Origin of the sequence: [Bacteroides] pectinophilus (assembly GCA_025146925.1) — a bacterium.
In the GTDB taxonomy this organism is placed as follows: domain Bacteria; phylum Bacillota; class Clostridia; order Lachnospirales; family Lachnospiraceae; genus Bacteroides_F; species Bacteroides_F pectinophilus.
Map to the genome: position 1 here is coordinate 2,518,538 of CP102260.1, position 23,078 is coordinate 2,541,615.

The 23,078-nt window shown below is 42.4% G+C and carries 18 protein-coding genes and 1 other annotated feature; of the genes, 4 read left to right on the forward strand and 14 right to left on the reverse strand.

Features of this window, described 5'->3' with window-relative positions; translation table 11 throughout:
* Positions 1-12: 12 nt before the first annotated feature.
* From NQ488_11825 to NQ488_11835, 3 genes are all read right to left on the reverse strand, one after another.
* Positions 13-1,506 carry an ABC transporter permease subunit gene (locus tag NQ488_11825; protein ID UWN95248.1) on the reverse strand — a complete coding sequence of 498 codons (1,494 nt, stop codon included), beginning with the start codon at positions 1,504-1,506 and terminating at the stop codon, positions 13-15.
* Positions 1,507-1,645: 139 nt separating this feature from the next.
* A complete protein-coding gene (locus tag NQ488_11830; protein ID UWN95249.1) occupies positions 1,646-3,226 on the reverse strand; it encodes an extracellular solute-binding protein in 1,581 nt (526 codons plus the stop codon).
* Between the two features lie 418 nt (positions 3,227-3,644).
* The gene (locus tag NQ488_11835; GenBank protein ID UWN95250.1) at positions 3,645-4,298 is read right to left on the reverse strand and encodes a YigZ family protein; all 654 of its coding nucleotides are present in this window, start codon (positions 4,296-4,298) and stop codon (positions 3,645-3,647) included.
* Positions 4,299-4,445: 147 nt separating this feature from the next.
* On the opposite strand from NQ488_11835, the gene NQ488_11840 reads away from it, so the two are divergent.
* The 3 genes from NQ488_11840 (at position 4,446) to NQ488_11850 (ending at position 8,643) form a co-directional block, all read left to right on the forward strand.
* Positions 4,446-7,202, forward strand: coding sequence for a PBP1A family penicillin-binding protein (locus tag NQ488_11840; GenBank protein ID UWN95251.1), 2,757 nt, complete (start codon positions 4,446-4,448; stop codon positions 7,200-7,202).
* Positions 7,203-7,281: 79 nt separating this feature from the next.
* Positions 7,282-8,013, forward strand: a complete 732-nt coding sequence (locus tag NQ488_11845; GenBank protein UWN95252.1) for a 1-acyl-sn-glycerol-3-phosphate acyltransferase — start codon at positions 7,282-7,284, stop codon at positions 8,011-8,013.
* 108 nt (positions 8,014-8,121) lie between these two features.
* Positions 8,122-8,643 (forward strand): hypothetical protein, encoded by a 522-nt coding sequence (locus NQ488_11850; protein UWN95253.1) that lies wholly within the window; start codon positions 8,122-8,124, stop codon positions 8,641-8,643.
* Between the two features lie 100 nt (positions 8,644-8,743).
* On the opposite strand, the gene NQ488_11855 is transcribed toward NQ488_11850, so the two are convergent.
* The 11 genes from NQ488_11855 to rpmG form a co-directional block, all read right to left on the reverse strand.
* Positions 8,744-9,367, reverse strand: a complete 624-nt coding sequence (locus NQ488_11855) for an NUDIX hydrolase (protein ID UWN95254.1) — start codon at positions 9,365-9,367, stop codon at positions 8,744-8,746.
* Between the two features lie 26 nt (positions 9,368-9,393).
* On the reverse strand, positions 9,394-10,014 hold the full coding sequence (locus NQ488_11860; GenBank protein UWN95255.1) for a zinc ribbon domain-containing protein: 621 nt from the start codon (positions 10,012-10,014) through the stop codon (positions 9,394-9,396).
* A 168-nt stretch (positions 10,015-10,182) separates the two neighbouring features.
* On the reverse strand, positions 10,183-13,836 hold the full coding sequence (gene rpoC / locus NQ488_11865) for a DNA-directed RNA polymerase subunit beta' (protein ID UWN97159.1): 3,654 nt from the start codon (positions 13,834-13,836) through the stop codon (positions 10,183-10,185).
* A 16-nt stretch (positions 13,837-13,852) separates the two neighbouring features.
* Positions 13,853-17,725 (reverse strand): DNA-directed RNA polymerase subunit beta, encoded by a 3,873-nt coding sequence (locus NQ488_11870; GenBank protein ID UWN95256.1) that lies wholly within the window; start codon positions 17,723-17,725, stop codon positions 13,853-13,855.
* A gap of 265 nt (positions 17,726-17,990) precedes the next feature.
* Positions 17,991-18,356 carry a 50S ribosomal protein L7/L12 gene (gene rplL / locus NQ488_11875; protein ID UWN95257.1) on the reverse strand — a complete coding sequence of 122 codons (366 nt, stop codon included), beginning with the start codon at positions 18,354-18,356 and terminating at the stop codon, positions 17,991-17,993.
* A gap of 48 nt (positions 18,357-18,404) precedes the next feature.
* On the reverse strand, positions 18,405-18,899 hold the full coding sequence (gene rplJ, locus NQ488_11880; GenBank protein ID UWN95258.1) for a 50S ribosomal protein L10: 495 nt from the start codon (positions 18,897-18,899) through the stop codon (positions 18,405-18,407).
* A gap of 62 nt (positions 18,900-18,961) precedes the next feature.
* Positions 18,962-19,100 (reverse strand) — a sequence feature (ribosomal protein L10 leader region).
* Positions 19,101-19,142: 42 nt separating this feature from the next.
* Positions 19,143-19,841: a 50S ribosomal protein L1 gene (gene rplA, locus NQ488_11885; protein ID UWN97160.1), complete on the reverse strand. Its 699-nt coding sequence runs from the start codon at positions 19,839-19,841 to the stop codon at positions 19,143-19,145.
* Positions 19,842-19,951: 110 nt separating this feature from the next.
* Entirely contained in the window at positions 19,952-20,377 is a 426-nt protein-coding gene (gene rplK / locus NQ488_11890) for a 50S ribosomal protein L11 (protein ID UWN95259.1), read from the reverse strand.
* Positions 20,378-20,402: 25 nt separating this feature from the next.
* Positions 20,403-20,987 carry a transcription termination/antitermination protein NusG gene (gene nusG, locus NQ488_11895; protein ID UWN95260.1) on the reverse strand — a complete coding sequence of 195 codons (585 nt, stop codon included), beginning with the start codon at positions 20,985-20,987 and terminating at the stop codon, positions 20,403-20,405.
* A 15-nt stretch (positions 20,988-21,002) separates the two neighbouring features.
* Positions 21,003-21,203, reverse strand: coding sequence for a preprotein translocase subunit SecE (gene secE, locus NQ488_11900; protein ID UWN95261.1), 201 nt, complete (start codon positions 21,201-21,203; stop codon positions 21,003-21,005).
* A gap of 68 nt (positions 21,204-21,271) precedes the next feature.
* Positions 21,272-21,421 carry a 50S ribosomal protein L33 gene (gene rpmG / locus NQ488_11905; GenBank protein ID UWN95262.1) on the reverse strand — a complete coding sequence of 50 codons (150 nt, stop codon included), beginning with the start codon at positions 21,419-21,421 and terminating at the stop codon, positions 21,272-21,274.
* 323 nt (positions 21,422-21,744) lie between these two features.
* Between rpmG and NQ488_11910 the strand changes: the two genes are divergently transcribed.
* Entirely contained in the window at positions 21,745-23,037 is a 1,293-nt protein-coding gene (locus NQ488_11910; protein UWN95263.1) for a hypothetical protein, read from the forward strand.
* The last annotated feature ends 41 nt before the right edge of the window (positions 23,038-23,078 follow it).

Sequence of the window (23,078 nt, forward strand, 5' to 3'; positions counted from 1 at the left end):
TTCACACCCTCCTTACACAATACCGCGTCCGCGGACCTTCTTACTTGCATAGTTACAGATGATAACGAGAACACCACTGACAACAGAACGGAAGAGACCAACGGCTGTTGTATAACCGTAATCAGGACGTCCACCACCGAATGTCTTGTAGTATACGAATGTCTGTAATACGTTAGATACATCATATACAGCATCGTTCATAAGTACGAATACTGACTCGAACAGGTTCATAACCTTAGCAAGGTTAAGAATGAATACTGTAATAATTGTGTTAGTAAGTGCTGGCAGTGTTATATATCTCATCTTGTTGAAACGGTTAGCACCATCAATCTCAGCTGCTTCGTAAAGCTCAGGGCTGATACCTGACAGTGTAGCAAGGAAGAGGATTGTTCCCCAACCTGTATCCTTCCATACATTGATTACGAAATATGAGCCAACCCAGTATCTCGGATCTCCAAGGAAGAAGATACCATTGGATGGGTTACCACCAAACATACCAAATACTTCTGCAAGGAATGTGTTAACCATACCTGATGAACTTGGAGCAAGGATAAGACGGAACAGAGAAGCTGTAACAACCCATGACATAAAGTGAGGGAGATAGATAATTGTCTGTACTGTCTTCTTAAATATAATGTTAGAAATCTCATGGAGCAGCAGAGAAATGATAACAGCTGCACCTGTGTTAAGGATGAGCTTTATAACACTCAGGTAAAGAGTATTCTTAAATGCTGTCCAGAAATAAATATCCGCTGTAGCCATCTCATGGAAATGAGTAATACCTATGTAATACGGATTAGTGATTTTATAACTTGTAAATGCGTAACGCAGACCAAGCATTGGCCAGTAGTTGAATAACAATACAAAGATCAGTGCCGGCAGGAACATAACATAGAACCATCTGTAGTAGTATACCATTGACCATACACTCTTGTTGATGGAGTTCGTCATGTACTTTGCGTCAACATTAATTTCCTTCTTAAAATACTTCAATAAATCGAAGAATACACCTATAATTGCGACTATCAGACCGATAATTACAACGAATGTACCCATACCAATACCGTTCTCTCCATTAGAAAGGAGATCACTAAGCATAACATTGTTATATTTGTTAATAACTGTACCGCCCTTGCCCTGCTGTCTTCCGGCATATTCAAGGAATGGTGATACGAAAAATGCTACTGCAAAAATTACGCCTGCAATTGCAGTTGTAATAATTGAAAGTTTTTCTTTCTTTGCTACGCAAAGAAGAATTGTTGCTACTAAAGCAATCATATACAGATACCAGAATACAGGCATCTGGATATTCATAAAGCTGTAGGCTTTTTCAACATCTCCAGTATTCTGAACAAAAGGCAGTAGCCCACCTATAAACGCAATTACAGCACCGGCTATAGCAATTACCTTAAGATTCTGAGGTCCCTTATCGCTGACCTTGGCGCCGCACTTTGGGCACACTTTAGCATGTTTAGGTAACTCTGTATTACAAGACTTACATTGCATCTTTTTACCTTCCTTCTTTCCTAAAAAATTTCGTAATTCATTCAAGCCTACTTAAGAAAAGCTGCTTTAGACAGAATCTGCTTTCAGGTGGCTGCCCACCTGAAAGCAAACCTATCATGAAAAAACTAATTAAAACTAATTACTTATTAAGTGACTTAAGAACTTCGTCAACCTTGTTGCCGACCTTGCTCTGGTATTCCTTGATACCATCAGCAGCTGACATCTCACCGTTAGCAACCTTACTTACGATGATGTTTCTCTGCTTGTTGATATCAGAGATGTTATCAGCCATCTCTTCTGTGTAAGGAACAGCTACAGCAACTGTTGAATTGTTAGCGAAGAATTCACCATTTGTCTTAGCTACATCTGTGAGAGCCTTAGCACCTGGATCTGTTCCGTTCTTGAATGTTGCAAGAGCGAGGATTGGATCGATATGGTTCTTCTTCATAAGACCTGTAGGCTTCTCAGGTGATGGAAGCATATGGAACTCGCCTTCCTTGTACTCTGTTGGCTTATCTTCCTTACCCTTAACTGTTACTGACTCTTCCTTTGTATCCCAGTGAGTACCCTTAGCGCCATACTCCCAAGCTGTCTGAACGTCGCCGCCATCAAGCATTGTGTCGATGAAGTACTTGAAGATTCCTTCTGGATTCTCAGCGTGAGTTGTAATACACCAAGCTGGTGCAATACGCTCTACATATGTACCAAGTTCCTTGATAGGATTGATAGCGATAAGCTCGCTGTCAAGACCCTTAGCTTCAAGCTGTGTCTTAAGTGTGTCAGCCCATGTACCAGCCCAGTATGTGAATACACCTGAGTTATCTGCATAGAACTTATCACGAGCGTTAGCTGTTGAGTTGTTAACTGATTCCTTATCAATTACGCCATCCTTAACAGCTGTCTGGATTCTTGTAAGAGCATCCTGCATCTCCTTCTGAGCGAATCCATCAACGTACTTACCATCAGCTGCCTTATAGAATGAGTACTGAGCCTTCTGATAGAACTCTGGAAGGTAGTTTGTATAAGGAGCCTCTGATCCGATGTAACCGGCTGAAGAAATAACTACGCTGTTCTTAGCCTGCTGCATATCCTTAAGAATCTTATAGTACTCGTCGAATGTAAGAGTCTTACCCTGGATATCTGATACCTGATGACCAGCAGCTTCAAGCCATGTCTTCTTAACATATGTACAGCATCCGTTACCACGATATGGTGAGAATCCGTACATTCTCTTCTGTCCGTCAAGACCTGCAACCTGAAGAGCGTTAAGTACGTTATCAGCTGTCTTGATAAGTCTGCCTGAGTTCTTTGTCTCAGAAGCATTCCAAGCATCTGTCATATCCCAAAGGTAACCTGATGATGCATACAGAGCATAGTAATCAGCTGAAAGCAGAACTACGTCTGGCATAGAATCTGTTGCGTTGAATGCATTACCTACTGCATCATAGTATCCTGAGTGATCTGGACGAATCCACTTAATATCGATTGTTCCGTCACCAAGAAGTGTCTTAAGGTATGCATAGAACTCCTTACCACCGTTTGTCTCAGCTACGACTGTGTTATCAACCATAACTGTGAATGACTTAGGCTGTGTTACTTCCTTAGCAGCTACTGATCCGTTAGCAGGACCCTCTGTTGTCTTGTTGCCACATGCTGCAAGGCTCATTACTGATGTAAGTGTTAAACCTACAGCAGCCAGTTTCTTAACTGTCTTCTTCATAAAAATGAAACCCTCCTTTTTGGTTTTGAAGCCGTACGGCTTCATCCCCGACATTAGATTAATTTAATCGGTAGATACATAATAACATTTTTGTGTAATTTTAACAAGACCATTTTTAACAATTTGGGTATTTTTTTTGAACAAACTGTTAAGTATTTGTGATAAATGCCTATTTATGGGCATTTGCCGTACTTATAAAAAATATATAAACTTCATGTTTATTTCACATAAATGTGTTTTCTGCATTTATGATGTCACGTATGCCAACGCACATCATATAGTAAAAATGTCTAATTATATCTTATCCGTATGCGCTTTAATTGTTGCATTTTAACATTCCGCATGACAAGTATCAGCAAAATGAGCCAATTTGTAATATTGCTTTATGATTTTTCACCAATCACATTACACACCGGCATTACATATGTAAAATCTCACCGGCATCTGCGTCCCTGTATATAAGCACGCCATCCTCCACATTCAGCTCTGCCTGTCCCGATGTATTGTCCGTAACCTGTGCAATGAACTCAGCTGCAGTATCCGGCACTGCCATTACACTTGCCGTTATTCTGTCAGTATAGCTGACTTCTTCAAGTTCAAGTCCAAGCTGTGTGGATATATGCTGTATCTTAGCAAGATTGCTGTAATCAAATGTGAGACTTATCTTTGAACCCGTCAGCTGTTCCTTTATCCCCGCATCTGACAAACCTTCTATTGCTGCTGATGTATATGCGCGCACAAGCCCGCCTGTTCCAAGAAGGACACCTCCAAAATACCTTGTAACTATTATAAGACAGTTATGCAGCTGCCTTCCGTGAATAACCTCCAATATCGGCTTACCTGCTGTTCCTGAAGGTTCTCCGTCGTCGCTGCATCTCTGCACCTCATCATGTGCGCCAATCACCATAGCATAACAGTTATGACGTGCATCCCAATATTTTTTGCGAGCCTTCTCTATATATAATGAAGCTTCTTCCTCGCTTTTAACAGGATAGACATTTGCTATAAATCTTGATTTTTTTTCAACTATCTCTCCACTGCCCGCTCTGCTTATTATGTAAAAATGTTTCATGATGTCCCATCCTTTAATCAAAATCCTCGTAAGCACTGCATTTATACAGCATAGCATACATTTGTGAATAAGTCATTTATATTTGTCAAAAATGAATGTGTGTGATATACTCACATCGTATATTATATTTTAAGGACAGGTGTTTTTATGAATTATGGCAGGAAAGGTGTACGCCAGAAGAAAAAGCAGCTAACGTCCACCGGAAGCAGGATAGGCGCCAAGCTTGGTGTCAATATCTGTAAGGTTCTTCTCGTATGTGCTGTCGCAGTGATTGTTGGCGGCGGATGTGTTGTTGCCGGTATGGTAAAAGGTGTCATTGACTCCGCTCCGGATATATCTACAATTGATGTGTCTCCTACAGGCTTTGCGACCAAGGTCTATGATAATGAAGGCAATGAGATTCAGTCTCTCGTCGCATCAGGTTCTAATCGTGTTGCCAAGAGCATTGATGAGATTCCGGTATACCTGCAGCATGCTTTTGTTGTGCTTGAGGACGAACGTTTCTATGAGCACAGCGGTATTGATATACGCGGTATTGTACGTGCCGCTTCTGAAGTTATTAAGACACACTCTCTTTCACAGGGTGCCAGTACAATTACACAGCAGCTTCTGAAGAATAATGTATTTAACGCGTATAATGAGAGTACATCTGAAAAAATCAAACGTAAGATACAGGAGCAGTATCTTGCAGTAAAGCTTGAGACAACAATGAGCAAGGATAAGATTCTTGAGAATTATCTCAACACCATCAATCTCGGTAATGGCTATCTCGGTGTCCAGGCTGCTGCGAATGGCTATTTTGATAAGGATGTTTCTGAACTGACTATATCCGAATGTGCCGTAATTGCTTCAATTACCCAGAACCCAAGCGGATATAATCCGATTAATTATCCAGAAAAGAATCAGCGGCGACAGCGCGTATGTCTTGAGAATCTGCGTGATCAGGGATACATCTCTGAAGCACAGTATCAGGAAGCTATTGCTGATGACGTGTACGCAAGAATTCAGGATTTACATACTGAAGAATCGGCATCAACATATTCTTATTTTGTTGATGAGCTGATTGAGCAGCTTTCACAGGATCTGCAGGAGCAGAAAGGTTATACGGAGACACAGGCTCTTAACCTTATATATAAAGGCGGTCTGTCTGTATATTCCACTCAGGATTCCACTATGCAGGCAATTGCCGATTCAATAATTAATGACCCGGCAAACTGGCCCGCGAATACCTACATTTCGATATCATACGCTCTTACTGTTGATGATGCGAATGGCAAGCGCCACAATTATTCCCAGTTGTCTTTGCAGAAATATTTCCAGACAACCGGAGGACGTGCTAACTTCAGTCTGACCTTCAACAGTCAGGACGAAGCTCAGAAGTACGTTGACCAGTATCGTGAAGCTATACTTGCCCAGGGCAATGCGCTTGTAGCTGAGAATCTTTCATTTACCATACAGCCTCAGATATCATTTTCTCTGATGGACCAGTACACCGGAGAGGTCAAGGTTATAGTCGGAGGGCGTGGCGATAAGAACGGCAACAGAACACTTAACCGTGCAACAAGAACCGCAAGACAGCCGGGTTCTTCAATTAAGCCGCTTGTAGCTTATGGTCCCGCTCTTGATGTCGGCGCCATAACGCTTGCTACAGCTATCGATGATGCACCTTACTATTATCAGGGTGACGAGGCTAAGCTTGTAACTAACTATGAGAAGAACTATCTGGGTCTTATAACTGTCCGTGAAGCTCTTAAGCGTTCACGTAACGTACCGGCCGTCAAGGTTCTTACTATGATAACTCCACAGGTTGGATTTACCTACCTGCAGAAGCTTGGATTTACCACACTGGTATCTCCAAAGGATGCCGTTAACGGTGTACATGATGTTGTCCAGTCCCTTGCACTCGGTGGCATGACAAAGGGTGTTACGAACCTTGACATGACTGCAGCGTATTCTGCGATAGCTAATAACGGCACTTATACAAAACCTGTTTTTTATACCCAGGTATATGATCAGAATGGTAATCTTGTAATTGATAATTCACAGACTGAGACAAGACGTGTCTTCAAGGAGACTACGGCATGGCTGCTTACCAACGCAATGGAAGATGTAATCAAGTCAGGTACCGGTACTGCAGCTGCTATAGCTAACCAGCCTGTAGCCGGTAAGACAGGTACAACCAACGCTGACGGAGATATCTGGTTCTGCGGTTACACACCATACTACACAGCTTCAATCTGGATAGGTTTTGATGACAATACAACAATGAAAACAAGCAATTATAAGCACCGTGAGATCTGGTCCAAGATAATGACCCAGATACATCAGGGGCTTCAGACGAAGGATTTTCCTTCCGTTGACAATATTATCCAGTTATCTGATGTCTGCTCGCAGTCAGGAAAGCTTGCCGTGGACGATCTGTGTGACGCAGATCCGCGAGGCAGTCAGGTTATCTCTGAATACTTTGCGGAGGATAATCAGCCAAAAGATACTTGCGATACACACGTACGTGTCAATGTATGTGATTTGTCCGGAATGGCAGCAAGCTCTTTCTGTCCCGCAACATCTTCACAGATATTTATAAGAAAGCCTTCATCAAGTATTCTTAATGAAGAGGATGCTGCTGAATACCCTGTAGGAGATGCTGAATATACAATAACAGATTCTTATCTGAGTAATCTCTGTACCATGCATAACAAGGCAGTTACAGTGATGCCCGGAGTTTCTCAGGGTACAACCGGCGTGACGTCACCTACGCAGTCTGCGGTATCAGGAAGCCGGCCCGGTGCAGCAACAGGTTCCTCCGGGAATTCAAAGAGTACTGTTGCCGCCGGAAGCACAGGCAGCGGCTCTTCCGGAAGCAATAGCAGTAATAACTCTCCGGTAAGCCGTACTAATCGTTAATCTGATTACTAATTTAAGCGGTGTTCATTCATAACGGACACCGCTTATTTCATAAAATACTAAAAAGGAAGGTACAGATATGATACGAACGTTACTGATAATCATTTTTCTTATTATATTTTTTATAATAAGCATTCCTCTTTTTCTCATTGAGTGGCTAATAGGAAAGTTTAATCCCCACGCTAAGGATATCAGCTCTTTAAGAATCGTGCAGACAGCTTTCAAAATAATACGTTTTATTGGCGGTATACACACAACCGTAATCGGATATGAGAACATTCCAAAAGACAAACCGGTACTTTTTATCGGTAACCATCGCGGATTTTTTGATACAATCATCTCATACTCCATGATGCCCGGAATTACAGGATTCGTTGCCAAAAAGGAAATCGAAAAGGTTCCTCTTCTCCGTGTATGGATGAGATATCTTCACTGCCTTTTCCTTGACCGTGCCAATATCAAAGAGGGCCTTAAGACAATACTGAAAGGCATTGATGAAGTAAAAGCCGGTATCTCCATGGTAATATTTCCTGAAGGTACACGCAATAAAGGTGACGGCATAATGCCGTTCAAAGAAGGAAGCTTTAAGATTGCCGAAAAATCCGGCTGCCTTATTATTCCAATGGTTCAGAATAATACCTCGGCCGCATTCGAAGATCACTTTCCATTCATCAGACGTACACACACCATTATTGAATTCGGCACACCAATAGACCTCACCACTCTTTCAAAAGAAGACCGCAAGGCAATCGGTGCTTATACACATTCAATCATGCTCAAAATGTACGAGAAAAATCAGTCTCTTGTATAAAATGATACTTGTGTTACAGCCCGCAATGTAGTATAACTATTAAGTATGGTTATTCTTGATAAATTGGATAATCACGTTCAGAATTACGTATATGGAGGAATTTACACAATGGCAGTATGGAAGATTGTTTTAATTGTCGTCCTCGTTGTTCTCGCAGCACTTTTCATTGCCCTTCTTATCATCGGCAATAAGATGCGTAAAAGACAGGAAGAACAGCAGGCACAGATTGATGCAGCCAAGCAGGTTATGTCAATGCTCATAATTGACAAAAAGATAATGAAGATGTCGGAAGCAGGTCTTCCTAAGATTGTAATGGATCAGACCCCTAAGTACATGAGACGCACTAAGCTTCCTATTGTTAAGGCTAAGATTGGTCCTAAGGTAATGACACTTATTGCTGATAATAAGGTATTCGATGAACTTCCTGTTAAAGCTGAGGTAAAGGCTGAAGTAAGCGGTATCTATATTGTTGGTCTCAAGTCAGTCCGTGGTGGCAAGGCTGCTCCTGCTCCTGCCAAGAAGAAAGGCTTTATGGCTAAGTTAAGAGCCAAAGCCCAGAAGACTCTGGATGAAGATAAGGCAAGAAGAGCTGCTGAAGAAAAATCATCTAAGAAAAATAAAAAGAAGTAATATGGTTACAGATAATATTTGACACATATCGAAAATACCGGCATACAATTCGTAATAAAGAATTATTCGTACTACGAATTGTATGCCGGTATTTTGTATTTTACAGAGATGGATTGAGAAAAGCAAAAGGCTTTTCCGGGTCAGAATTGACAAACTGCATAAGCATGTATGCACATCGTATCGAAAGCTCTTCTTCCTGCAATATTCTGAGTGCCTCCCTCTTATCTGCAAGCACCGGTTCTATTGCTTCAGACTCTTCAAGCTTCTTATCTGAAATCTCTCCTGACGCATATCCAAACACCAAAGCGTTGCTTTCATCACAAAGGCCCTGTGCTTGAAAGAAAGCTCTTCTAAAAGCTTCCAGACCTCCCTCATATTCCCTGAATGTAAGACCTGTCTCTTCCTTAAGCTCTCTTGAGGCAGTCATTGCTATCGTCTCCCCAGGCTCTATAAGGCCCGCCGGCAGTTCATATATGTATCTGTCCAGCGGATACCTGTATTGCTTTATAAGCACAATTCTGTCGCTTGGACACTCTGTTACAGCATATATAACAGCACCATCGGGCGATGTTGCACTTGTCTGACAGGCCAGTTCCCCGTCATTCTTTCTGGTTGCAAAATAATATCCAAATGTCTTTCCATTCCTGTCAACTGCATCCATCTTATACATATTGAGAAATGGATTATCCGTCTGCTTTGTTATTGCAGTATATGCAGGTCTCATATAAATCCTCTTATAATGCTTGCATTCTAGTAGTACATTGTGTTAAATGCCGATGCCGCACTTAATCCGAAAGCAATATAAAACACCATAATTAACGCTATCATCACTACAGCAATTATAAGAGATGCAAGGCAGTAATTCTTGCGGCTCTTATTACCTGATCCAAATGCCCATACAAGCAGCATTATAAAGTTAACAACCGGAATCATGAGGACTATCATCGTTGCTATCCAGCCACCCACTGATAATGGCTGGTCATTAGTATCCTGCCATGCTGTATTCGCAGTGCCATACTGAGGCTGATACATCTGCTGCATCGGCGGCACCTGCTGTTGAGGCCGGTACTGCTGCATCGGCGGCACCTGCTGCTGAGGCTGGTACTGCTGCATCGGCGGCACCTGCTGCGCCTGTCCCAGATTCATCCTGTTATATGCAAATGGATCATTAGCTATGTTCTGAGCCGCCTCATCCGTTGTCACAGTATCGTCAGAACTGTTCTCAGCCTGATTATCATTGACTGAAGTGTCCTGAACTGTGTCCTGTTCTATGGCTGCGCCCTGCTCATCCCCCTGATTGCGTGTTCCACAGTACGGACAGAATAATGCATCGTCTTTAATCTCCTGTCCGCAGGTTATACATTTTTTCATAAACCTTCCCTCCATATCCTATTGTCTGTATGTATGTTCATATACATTCTAATTAATTATATAAGATAGCACCAGATTTTTCAATAAACATATCTGCCTATTATTCTTTATCTGTATGTAAAAAAACTGCCATTGCGGAACTGTTATTCCGAAATGGCAGCTTTGTAATTATTCTTCTGTACTATTATCAGCTGCAACTGTTGCTGCATCTGCTTCTGTATCCTCTGTATCCTCTGAAAGATTGAGTTCATAATCACCGTCATAATTCTCAATCTCATTGTATACACGACCTGTATCAATCTTAACATTGCGGTAACGGCGAAGTCCTGTACCGGCAGGAATAAGCTTACCGATGATGACATTCTCCTTAAGACCGATAAGTGGATCGACCTTACCATTAATTGCTGCTTCAGTAAGAACCTTAGTTGTTTCCTGGAATGAAGCTGCTGAAAGGAATGAGTTAGTCGCAAGAGATGCCTTAGTAATACCAAGCATAATAGGTGTTCCTACTGCCTGCTCCTTGCCCTCTTCTTCAAGTCTCTCATTAGTCTCATTAAAGTCAAGAACATCAACTGTTGTTCCAGGAAGGTATTCTGAATCACCTGCTGATTCAATTCTTATCTTCTTGAGCATCTGACGTACAATAAGCTCGATATGCTTATCGTTAATCTCAACACCCTGAAGTCGGTAAACTTTCTGTACCTCACGGATCATGTAATCCTGAACTGCACGTACACCCTTAATCTTAAGAAGATCATGTGGGTTAACGCTACCTTCTGTAAGCTCATCACCGGCTTCAAGAACAGCACCGTCAAGAATCTTGATTCTTGAACCGTAAGGGATAAGATATGTCTTTGACTGTCCGCTCTCATTATCTGTAATGATAATCTCACGTTTCTTCTTTGTATCCTTAATTGTGGCAACACCACCGAACTCAGCAATAATTGCAAGTCCCTTTGGCTTTCTTGCCTCAAAAAGTTCTTCTACTCTAGGAAGACCCTGTGTAATATCATCACCTGCAACACCACCGGTATGGAAAGTACGCATAGTAAGCTGTGTACCAGGCTCACCGATTGACTGTGCAGCGATAATACCAACTGCCTCACCTACCTGTACAGCCTGGCCTGTTGCCATGTTGGCACCATAACACTTGGCACATACACCGATATGTGAACGGCATGTAAGGATTGTTCTGATCTTAATCTTCTGAATACCTGTCTTCAAGATAGCTTCAGCTCTCTTAGGTGTAACCATATGGTTAGCAGCAACAATTACTTCACCTGTTGCAGGATCCTTAACATCCTCAGCAAGATATCTTCCTGTGATACGATCCTTAAGAGACTCAATCATCTCCTTGCCTTCCGTGAACTCTGTTACATACATGCCAGGAATCTCCTTGCGGTTCTCAGCACAGTCTGTCTCACGGATAATCTGTTCCTGGGAAACGTCAACAAGACGTCTTGTAAGGTAACCTGAATCGGCTGTACGAAGAGCCGTATCAGAAAGTCCCTTTCTGGCACCATGGGCTGAGATGAAGTATTCCAGTACATCAAGTCCTTCACGGAAGTTCGACTTGATAGGAAGTTCGATTGTACGACCTGATGTATCAGCCATAAGTCCTCGCATACCTGCAAGCTGCTTAATCTGCTGATTAGAACCACGGGCACCTGAATCAGCCATCATGAAGATGTTGTTATATTTATCGAGACCTGAAAGAAGGGCATCTGTAAGAGTTGCATCAGTCTCCTTCCAAACCTCTATTACTTCCTTATATCTCTCTTCTTCTGTAATGAAACCACGACGATAGTTCTTGGCAATCTTCTCGATTGTGCTCTCAGCATCAGCAATAAGCTGCTTCTTCTGCTCAGGCACTGTCATGTCAGAAATAGAAACTGTCATGGCAGCTCTTGTTGAATACTTATAACCGATAGCCTTGATATCATCAAGAACTTCTGCTGTACGTGTAGAACCATGTGTATTGATAACCTTCTCAAGGATAGCCTTAAGCTTCTTCTTACCTACATGGAAATCTACCTCAAGTGCGAGGAAATTCTCAGGCTTGCTTCTGTCAACAAAACCAAGATCCTGTGGAAGAATCTCGTTGAAGAGGAATCTTCCGAGTGTTGACTTAATCACACCTTCAACTATCTCGCCCTCAGCATTCTCTTTCTGAACCTTAACATTGATAATTGAATGAAGTGTTATAACTCCGTTCTCATATGCAAGGATTGCTTCATTAACGCTCTTAAAATACTTACCTTCACCCTTAACTCCCGGTCTTTCCTGTGTAAGGTAATAGATACCAAGTACCATATCCTGTGAAGGAACGGCAACAGGACCACCATCTGAAGGTTTCAGAAGGTTGTTAGGTGACAGAAGAAGGAAACGGCACTCTGCCTGTGCTTCTACTGAAAGTGGAAGATGGACAGCCATCTGGTCACCATCGAAATCGGCATTGAATGCTGTACATACAAGCGGATGCAGCTTGATAGCCTTACCTTCTACAAGGATTGGCTCAAAAGCCTGAATACCAAGTCTGTGAAGTGTAGGAGCACGATTAAGCATAACCGGATGCTCTTTAATAACATCCTCAAGTACATCCCATACTTCAGTCTCAAGTCTCTCAACCATCTTCTTGGCGCTCTTAACATTATGTGCCTTACCGCTTGTTACAAGCTCCTTCATAACGAAAGGCTTGAAAAGCTCAATTGCCATCTCCTTAGGGAGACCGCACTGATATATCTTAAGTTCAGGACCTACAACGATAACTGAACGTCCTGAATAGTCAACTCTCTTACCAAGGAGGTTCTGACGGAAACGTCCCTGCTTACCCTTTAACATATCTGAAAGTGACTTCAGAGCTCTGTTACCCGGACCTGTTACAGGACGTCCTCTTCTGCCATTATCAATAAGCGCATCAACTGCTTCCTGAAGCATTCTCTTCTCATTACGGACAATGATATCAGGAGCTCCGAGTTCCTTAAGTCTTGCAAGACGATTGTTACGGTTAATGATTCTTCTGTAAAGATCGTTAAGATCTGATGTAGCAAAACGTCCACCATCGAGCTGGACCATAGGTCTTAAATCCGGTGGAATTACAGGAATTGCAGTAAGTATCATCCACTCAGGCTTATTACCTGACTCCCTGAATGCCTCTACAACCTCAAGTCTCTTAACTATTCTTACTCTCTTCTGTCCTGAAGCATCTGCAAGTTCTGACTTAAGCTGTGCTGAATCCTTCTCAAGATCAATCTTCTGAAGAAGTTCCATAATAGCTTCCGCACCCATGCCTACTCTGAAAGCATTGCTTCCGTACTGGTCGCATGCTTCTCTGTATTCTGCCTCTGAAAGAATCTGCTTATCGGCAAGATTAGTCTCACCTCTGTCAAGCACAATATACGAAGCGAAGTACAGAACCTTCTCAAGTACACGTGGAGAAAGATCAAGAATCAGACCCATACGGCTTGGGATTCCCTTAAAATACCAGATATGTGAAACAGGAGCTGCAAGTGCGATGTGTCCCATACGCTCACGACGTACGCTGGCCTTAGTGACCTCAACGCCACATCTGTCACAGATAACGCCTTTATATCTGATCTTCTTATATTTTCCACAATGACATTCCCAATCTTTGCTCGGTCCAAAGATTCTCTCACAGAACAATCCATCCTTCTCAGGCTTAAGTGTTCTGTAATTGATGGTCTCCGGCTTAGTTACCTCGCCGTGAGACCACTCCATAATCTTCTCTGGAGAAGCAAGACCAATCTTGATAGAATCAAATGTCATTGGCTGATATGTTTCATTTGTTGTTTCTTGTGACATTTCCCGCACTCCCTTCTTATTCTTCATCACCTGAGTAATCATCATCATAATCATCCAGTACAACATCATCTGATGATTCTTCAGGCTCTTCATTCTCAAAGCCTTCTTCGCCTATTGTCTGTGCAGTATATCCATGATCTCCAAGGTCACCATCCTGCTTATAGCTCATTCCGGCATCCTCATAGATACGCTTGAAATCACCTTCACTATAATCAACATTCTCCATGATATCAACTTCTTCACCATTCTCATCAAGAACCTTAACATCAAGTGCAAGTGACTGGAGTTCCTTAAGGAGTACCTTGAATGACTCAGGGATACCCGGTTCAGGAATATTATCACCCTTGATAATTGCCTCGTAAGTCTTAACACGTCCGATAACATCATCAGATTTAACTGTAAGAATCTCCTGCAGTGTGTAAGATGCGCCATAAGCCTCAAGAGCCCAAACCTCCATCTCACCAAAACGCTGTCCACCGAACTGGGCTTTACCACCAAGTGGCTGCTGTGTTACGAGTGAGTAAGGACCTGTTGAACGTGCATGAATCTTATCATCAACAAGGTGATGCAGCTTAAGGTAATGCATGTGTCCGATAGTAACAGGGCTGTCGAAGTACTCACCTGTACGTCCGTCACGAAGTCTTACCTTACCGTCACGTGAGATAGGAACACCTTTCCACTCTGCACGATGATCCTTGTTTTCCTCAAGATAAGCAAATAATTCGTCATCAATCTTTCCCTTGCGCTTAGCAACGAACTCATCCCATTCAAGGTTAACATAGTCGTTGGCAAGATCAAGAGTATCCATAATATCATGCTCATCCGCACCGTCAAATACAGGTGTTGATATATTAAATCCAAGAGCCTTCGCAGCAAGGCTGAGATGAATCTCAAGCACCTGTCCGATATTCATTCGAGAAGGCACGCCCAGAGGGTTAAGCACGATATCAAGAGGTCTTCCGTTAGGAAGGAATGGCATATCCTCTACAGGAAGTATTCTTGAAACGACACCCTTGTTACCATGACGGCCGGCCATCTTATCACCAACAGAAATCTTTCTCTTCTGGGCAATATATATACGGACTGTCTGATTAACACCCGGTCCTAATTCATCTCCGTTCTCTCTTGTGAATACCTTAGCATCAACAACAATACCATATTCACCATGAGGCACCTTAAGTGATGTATCTCTTACTTCTCTTGCCTTCTCACCGAAGATTGCACGAAGAAGTCTCTCTTCTGCTGTAAGCTCTGTCTCACCCTTAGGTGTAACCTTACCTACAAGTATATCTCCTGCACGAACCTCGGCACCGATACGGATAATACCTCTCTCATCAAGATCCTTAAGTACATCATTGCCTACACCCGGAACATCTCTTGTAATCTCTTCCGGTCCGAGCTTTGTATCTCTTGCCTCTGTCTCGTACTCTTCTATATGAACTGATGTGTAAACATCATCCTGAACAAGCCTTTCACTAAGAAGTACGGCATCCTCGTAATTGTAACCTTCCCATGTCATGAAACCGATGAGAGGGTTCTTACCTAATGCAATCTCACCATTCTTAGTCGATGGTCCGTCTGCGATAACCTGTCCCTTCTCAACCTTATCACCCTTGAATACAATAGGTCTCTGGTTGTAGCAGTTGCTCTGGTTACTTCTTGCAAACTTAGTAAGGCGGTATACGTCTCTGCCATCCTTAGTCTTGACTGCTATCTCCTTAGATGTTGAATACTCAACAACACCTGCTTCCTTAGCGACAACACATACGCCTGAATCGACAGCAGCCTTATACTCCATACCTGTACCTACAACAGGAGCTTCTGTTGTAAGAAGAGGAACGGCCTGACGCTGCATGTTAGATCCCATGAGGGCACGGTTAGCATCATCGTTCTGGAGGAAAGGAATCATTGATGTAGCAACTGAGAATACCATTCGTGGAGAAACGTCCATAAGATCAAGCTTGCTCTTAGGGAATTCTGATGTCTCTTCACGATAACGGCCTGATACGGAATTCTTTACAAAATGTCCGTCCTCATCAAGTTCAGCATTAGCCTGTGCTACATAGAAATCATCTTCCTCATCCGCTGTAAGGTAACGTACTTCGTCTGTTACTCTTGGATTCTGTGGATCCGACTTATCGATAAGGCGATATGGAGCCTCAATAAATCCATACTCATTAATTCTTGCATATGATGCAAGTGAGTTAATAAGACCGATGTTAGGTCCTTCAGGTGTCTCGATAGGACACATTCTGCCATAATGTGTATAGTGAACATCTCGTACTTCGAATCCGGCACGATCTCTTGAAAGACCGCCAGGACCAAGTGCTGAAAGACGTCTCTTATGTGTCAGCTCACCAAGAGGGTTATTCTGATCCATGAACTGTGACAGCTGTGAACTTCCGAAGAACTCCTTAACTGCAGCCGTAACAGGCTTGATATTAATAAGGTTCTGAGCTGAAAGACCGCTCTGATCCTGTGTCTGCATTCTCTCACGGACAACTCTTTCCATTCTTGAAAGACCGATTCTGTACTGGTTCTGAAGGAGTTCACCTACAGCACGAATACGACGGTTACCAAGGTGATCGATATCATCCTTTGTACCGATTCCATATTCAAGATGGAGATTGTAGTTAATAGATGCAAATATATCTTCTATAGTAATATGCTTAGGAATAAGGTCATTAACATTCTTCTTAAGAAGTGTCTTAATATCATCTTCCTCATTCTCAAGTAAAGTCTTCAGTACAGGGAAGTATACAGGTTCAACGATGCCAAGTTCCTTAGCCTCATCTTCTGTTATATCTACCCACTTTGTAACATCAACCATAAGGTTAGAAAGCACCTTAACCTTACGCTCTTCTGTCTGGATATATACATATGGTACAGCTGCATCCTGGATTGTCTGTCCAATCTCTCTTGTAACAACCGTTCCTGCAGGGAAAGTCTCACCTGTCTGTTCGATAACAACATCTTCAGCAAGTGTCTGTCCTGCAATTCTTGTTCTGAAGTTAAGCTTCTTATTGAACTTATAACGTCCAACCTTAGCAAGATCATATCTTCTAGGGTCAAAGAACATAGCCTGAATAAGGCTTTCAGCATTATCTACTGAAACAGGCTCTCCCGGACGAATCTTCTTATAAAGTTCTGTAAGACCCTTCTCATGGTCTGTTGATACATCCTTCTCAATTGTAGCAAGGAGCTTTGGCTCATCACCAAATATATTAATAATATCCTCATTGCTGCCATTAATCATGGCATTATCCTTAGTTGGTGTAAGAAGTGCACGAATAAGCACTGTTACAGGAACTTTACGTGTTCTGTCGACACGTACATAGAAAATGTCATTAGAATCTGTCTCGTATTCCAGCCATGCACCACGGTTAGGAATTACCGTACATGAATAGAGTTCCTTACCAATCTTGTCATGCTGGATATCATAATATATACCAGGGGAACGTACTAACTGGCTTACAATAACTCTCTCTGCGCCATTAATGACAAATGTACCCGTTTCAGTCATCAGCGGAAGATCACCCATAAAAATCTCATGGTCTTTCATCTCGCCTGTCTGCTTATCCTGAAGCCTTACCTTGACACGCAACGGAGCTGCATAAGTAGCATCTCTTTCTTTACACTCTTCAATAGTATACTTTGCCTCATCCGTACAAAGTCTGAAACCTGTAAAATCCAGGCTCCAGCGACCGCTGTAGTCGCCTATTGGAGAAATGTCATTAAAAGCTTCATTGAGACCTTCGTCCAAAAACCACTGATATGAATTCTTCTGAACTTCGATTAAGTTTGGCATCTCAAGAACTTCTTTCTGCCTTGAGTAACTCATTCTGACATTATTGCCAAACTTCTTTGGACGTATTCTGTTCTTTTCCATCGACGTTTCACCCCTATGCTTAGTTTATTAAACACATTGACGGCAGGCTCCCAAGCCTCCGGGAGCACACAAGCTGCTGCCCTGTCCTAAAAAAAGGCATAAACAGCCTATCTCGCCACAATAGTGCATTGTTCATGATATCATATTTGTCAATAAAATGCAAGCAATATTTTCATTATATTTCCTGAATATTTATATAAGCACAAAAAACGGCACCCACATAAGTGGATGCCGTTCAATAAACTCAATCTGATATCCGTTATAATTACTTAAGAGTAACCTTAGCGCCCTCAGCCTCAAGCTTCTTCTTAATCTCCTCAGCCTCTTCCTTAGCTGCTGCTTCCTTAACTGTCTTAGGAGCGTTATCAACGAGATCCTTTGCTTCCTTAAGTCCAAGACCTGTGATCTCACGAACAACCTTGATAACCTTAACCTTGTTTGCGCCAGCTTCTGTAAGCTCTACGTCAAACTCTGTCTTCTCCTCAGCTGCTGCTGCGCCAGCACCTGCTGCTGCAACTACAACGCCTGCTGCTGCAGATACGCCGAACTCTTCCTCACAAGCCTTAACGAGATCGTTAAGCTCTAATACTGATAAACCTTTGATTACTTCGATAATTTCCTGAGTTGTCATTATTATAATCTCCTTTTCGATATAATTAATTAAATGTAAATGTTAACCTTATGCAACTTCTTCCTGCTTCTCAGCGATCTGCTTAATAACACGAGCAAAGTTTGTAACAGGTGACTGGATGCTTCCAAGGAACTTGGCAAGCAGTTCGTCTCTTGATGGAATTGTAGCGATAAGAGAAATTCCCTTAGCGTCATAATATGTTCCCTCAACTACGCCTGACTTTAACTCGAGTGCTTCAGCTGTCTTACCAAAATTGTAAAGAATTCTTGCCGGAGCTGTTGCATCATCTGCGCTGATTGCAATAGCTGTAGGTCCGTCGAGTTCTGCACTGAGTGCCTCAAACTCTGTACCTGCGATTGCACGCTTGATGAGTGTGTTCTTGTATACCTTGTATACAACACCAGCCTCTCTTAACTGCTTACGGAGCTGTGTATCCTGTTCTACTGTTAATCCACGGTAGTCAACAAGTACAGCACCCTTCGCATCCTTTAAGAAACCAGCGATCTCGTCTACAATCGGCTGCTTAAGCTCTACTTTAGCCATGATATTTACCTCCTGTCAGATTTTGACTGCCGAACCATCTTAACATCGGTTCGCATCAAATCGACATTATAAGAAAAGCCCCGTCTGCACACAGACGAGGCTATAATCTCAAACACTAATGATTTGATTGATTCCTCGGCAGGCGTGTTACCTTTGACCCTTGCGGGACCTAGCTGTCTTCGGCAGTTCATTACTTGTAATACTATAACTTATTATCTATAGAATGTCAATTGTTAATTTCAATTAACCAACAAACTTTGCTGTGTTAACCTTAACACCAGGACCCATTGTTGAAGTTACTACTACACTTCTGAGGTACTGACCCTTCAAAGATGATGGCTTAGCCTTAACGATTGCATCCATAATTGCCTGGAAGTTGTCCGCTAACTGCTCCTCAGTAAATGAAGCTTTACCGATTGGCACATGAATGATATTTGTCTTATCAAGTCTGTACTCGATCTTACCAGCCTTGATATCGTTGATTGCCTTTGTAACATCCATTGTTACTGTACCAGCCTTAGGGTTTGGCATTAAGCCCTTAGGACCAAGTACACGTCCGAGACGACCAACAACGCCCATCATATCAGGTGTAGCAACAACTACATCAAAATCAAACCAGTTATCGTTCTGGATCTTAGGGATAAGCTCCTCACCGCCAACATAATCAGCACCTGCTGCCTCAGCCTCAGCTACCTTATCACCCTTAGCGAATACGAGAACCTTTACAGTCTTACCTGTTCCGTGTGGAAGTACGACTGCACCACGGATCTGCTGGTCTGCATGACGTCCGTCACATCCTGTTCTGATGTGTGCTTCGATTGTCTCATCGAACTTAGCTGTAGCTGCCTTCTTAGCAAGAGCTACTGCTTCTGTTGTATCATATAAAGCTGCGCGGTCAATAAGCTTTGCAGCCTCTACATATTTCTTTCCTCTTTTCATTATGAACCTCCTGTGGTATTAGTGGCTGTGTAAATGTGCTAAGTGTATACTTTACACACGTCTCCCACTTTTCAATATATCTTCAAGATATTATATTCAATCCTCTGTCGGGATTAGTCCTCAACTGTGATACCCATGCTTCGTGCAGTACCGGCAATCATGCTCATAGCAGCCTCAAGGCTTGCTGCATTAAGATCCGGCATCTTAAGTTCTGCAATCTTCTGAATCTCAGCCTTAGAAATTGTAGCAACCTTATCCTTGTTAGGAACGGCTGAACCACTCTTAAGCTTGCATGCCTTCTTAAGAAGAACAGCAGCCGGCGGAGTCTTCGTGATGAAGCTGAAGCTTCTGTCTGCGTATACAGTGATGACAACAGGAATTATTAAATCTCCCTGGTCAGCTGTCTTTGCGTTAAACTGCTTTGTAAATTCGACGATGTTAACACCATGCTGTCCAAGTGCAGGACCAACAGGTGGTGCTGGTGTCGCTTTTCCGGCAGGAATCTGCAATTTGATATAACCTGTTACTTTCTTTGCCATTGTTATGACCTCCTAAAATATTACCTTACATCTTTTTAACTTCTGAGAAACTTATCTCAACCGGTGTTTCACGGCTGAACATATCGACATTAATAGTAACTGTCTGTCTGCTCTCATTGACGCTCTGGATTGCCTTAACTGATCCGGCCCATGCGCCTCCTGTGACTGTTACAATGTCACCAACCTTAAGATTGACAACCACGTTCTTGTCAGACTCTGAACTGTCGTTGCTTGTAAGACCATAAGGTTTCATCTCTTCTTCCGTGAGCGGTACCGGTTTAGATCCAGGACCTACAAAACCTGTCACGCCACGGATATTGCGTACCACATACCAGGTATCTTCGTTCATGACCATATTAACAAGAACGTATCCCGGGAATATTTTTCTCTCGACAGCCTTCTTAGTGCCATTAGCCCTAAGTTCATATACTGTCTCTACCGGAACCCTGACATCAAGTATCTGATCTTCAAGATGCCTGTTGGCTATTGTCTTGCTAATACTGTCCATAACCTTATTCTCATAGCCGGAATAAGTGTGAACAACATACCAACGTGGTTCTGAATTCACTTCTGCCCTAACTTCGCTTACTTCTGAATTTGTTTCTGCCATCTTATCACCCTCAACTTATTTTATCAGGAACTCGAGTCCGTATCTGATAATAAAATCTAATCCTGCTGTTATTAATCCCAGCAATACGGAGACAACCAATACAGCAACAGTTTCCTTAGTAAGTGTCTTCTGATCCGGCCAGCTTATATTCTTGAATTCAGCCTTAAGACCTTTGAACCAACTCTTCTTGGTCTTGCCCTTAGCAGTGTCACTCATAGAATCCTCCTACCATCTCCTGCCGCATGTCAATGCCATACATGCATCGGAGACAACTGTCATACTAATTACTTTGTTTCTTTGTGTAATGTGTGTGACTTACAGAATCTGCAATACTTCTTTGTTTCCATTCTGTCCGGATGAGTTTTCTTATCCTTCGTCATGTTGTAATTACGCTGCTTACACTCTGTACATGCCAATGTTATCTTTACGCGCACAACCATCCACCTCCATTAATTTTCTTTGATGATGCTGTATGCTTATGTAGCCATATTCATACTGCACCGCAAAAGGCTTTTTTTAGGCATAAAAAAAAGACCTCTTCCATAGCTAGTCTAATATATCACAGTTACAATGCAACGTCAATAAATTTTTCAAAATTTAGTAGTGACAATTCACTTTTCTCCTATTATAATATGTGTATCAGAAAAAGTCACGATTTTTTCACATTTAATATAAAGTAATAATAAAAATATTCCGAAATGGATTTCGGATTGTTATTACATTTTCTTAAATCATACAGACAAGGAGGTGACCTGTTATGATAAGCAGTGCATACAGCTATTATCTTTCCCAATACGCCGCACGTGAGACTGCAAGAACAGATAATGCAGCACGCAGACCGAGCGATTTGCGCCGTGCATATAACAAGATGCTTGGCATTAACAGGCTCGCTCCTGCATATAAGACCGACGTCTCACTTGAGGCACAGAAGTATGCAATAGACCTTAAGGAGAATGCACGTGAATTAAGCAGCATTGCCGACGAATTATCCGGAAGTGACGATGACAGCCTGATAATCAGGCAATCGGCAATATCTGATAATCCCGAAGCAGTAAGCGCCGTCTACGTCGGAAGCGGTGACTCCGGGGCTTCATCATTCAGCGTAAGCGTGCATCAGCTTGCAACAACGCAGATTAACACCGGCAATTTTCTGCCGCCGTCATCGAAGCTTCTTGAACCGGGTGATTATTCATTCGACCTTAACATGTCCGACATAACATACGAATTCGAATTCGGTGTCAGTGACAATGACAATTCACGAAGTATCCAGGATAAGATCTCACGACTCATAAACCGCTCCAATATAGGTCTGTCTGCCGATATCTGCAGCGATGACATGGGTAATACCGCGCTTCGCATTGAGTCTGCAGATACAGGTATCTCAGGAATGAAGCCTGTAATATTTGATTTTAAGGATAATGAGACTCCAGCCGCACAGAACACGCCTGCCGCAGCTACCTTGGGGCTTGACAGAGTAACGCAGCATCCGTCCAATGCGGTATATTCAATTGATGGCAATCAGCGTACAAGCACTTCCAATAAGATTACGATTAACAAGGAATTCGAGCTTTGCTTCCACAGTGTGCAGGAAGAGCCTCCGGTGAACATTGCTCTGAAGGCCGATTCCGATGCAATTGTAGACAGTATTAACGAACTGATTGGCGGCTATAACAATCTTATATCAGTTGCAACAGGTTCTGACACAGATACATTTGAAGGCAGTGCAAGATTAAGAAGACAGTTCTCTCAGCTTTCACGTTCATATTCAGGAGTTTTGAGCCAGAGTGGTCTTGACGTCAATGATAACGGAACTATCTCCGTCAATAAGAATGCCATTCTTACTCTTGCAGACGAAGGCGGTCTTGGTAAAGTCTATGACAGTCTTGGACACTTCAAGGATGCCCTGCATGATACAGCCGAGAGAATCGCGATGAACCCAATGGATTACGTGAATAATAAGATTATTGCATATAAGAATCCTAGAAGAGTGATGACAGACCCTTACAATCTGTCAGCTTATTCCGGAATGATGTTTAACGGATATATTTAAGAACTTGTATTTGCCAATATATGATATTTACACCATGCATA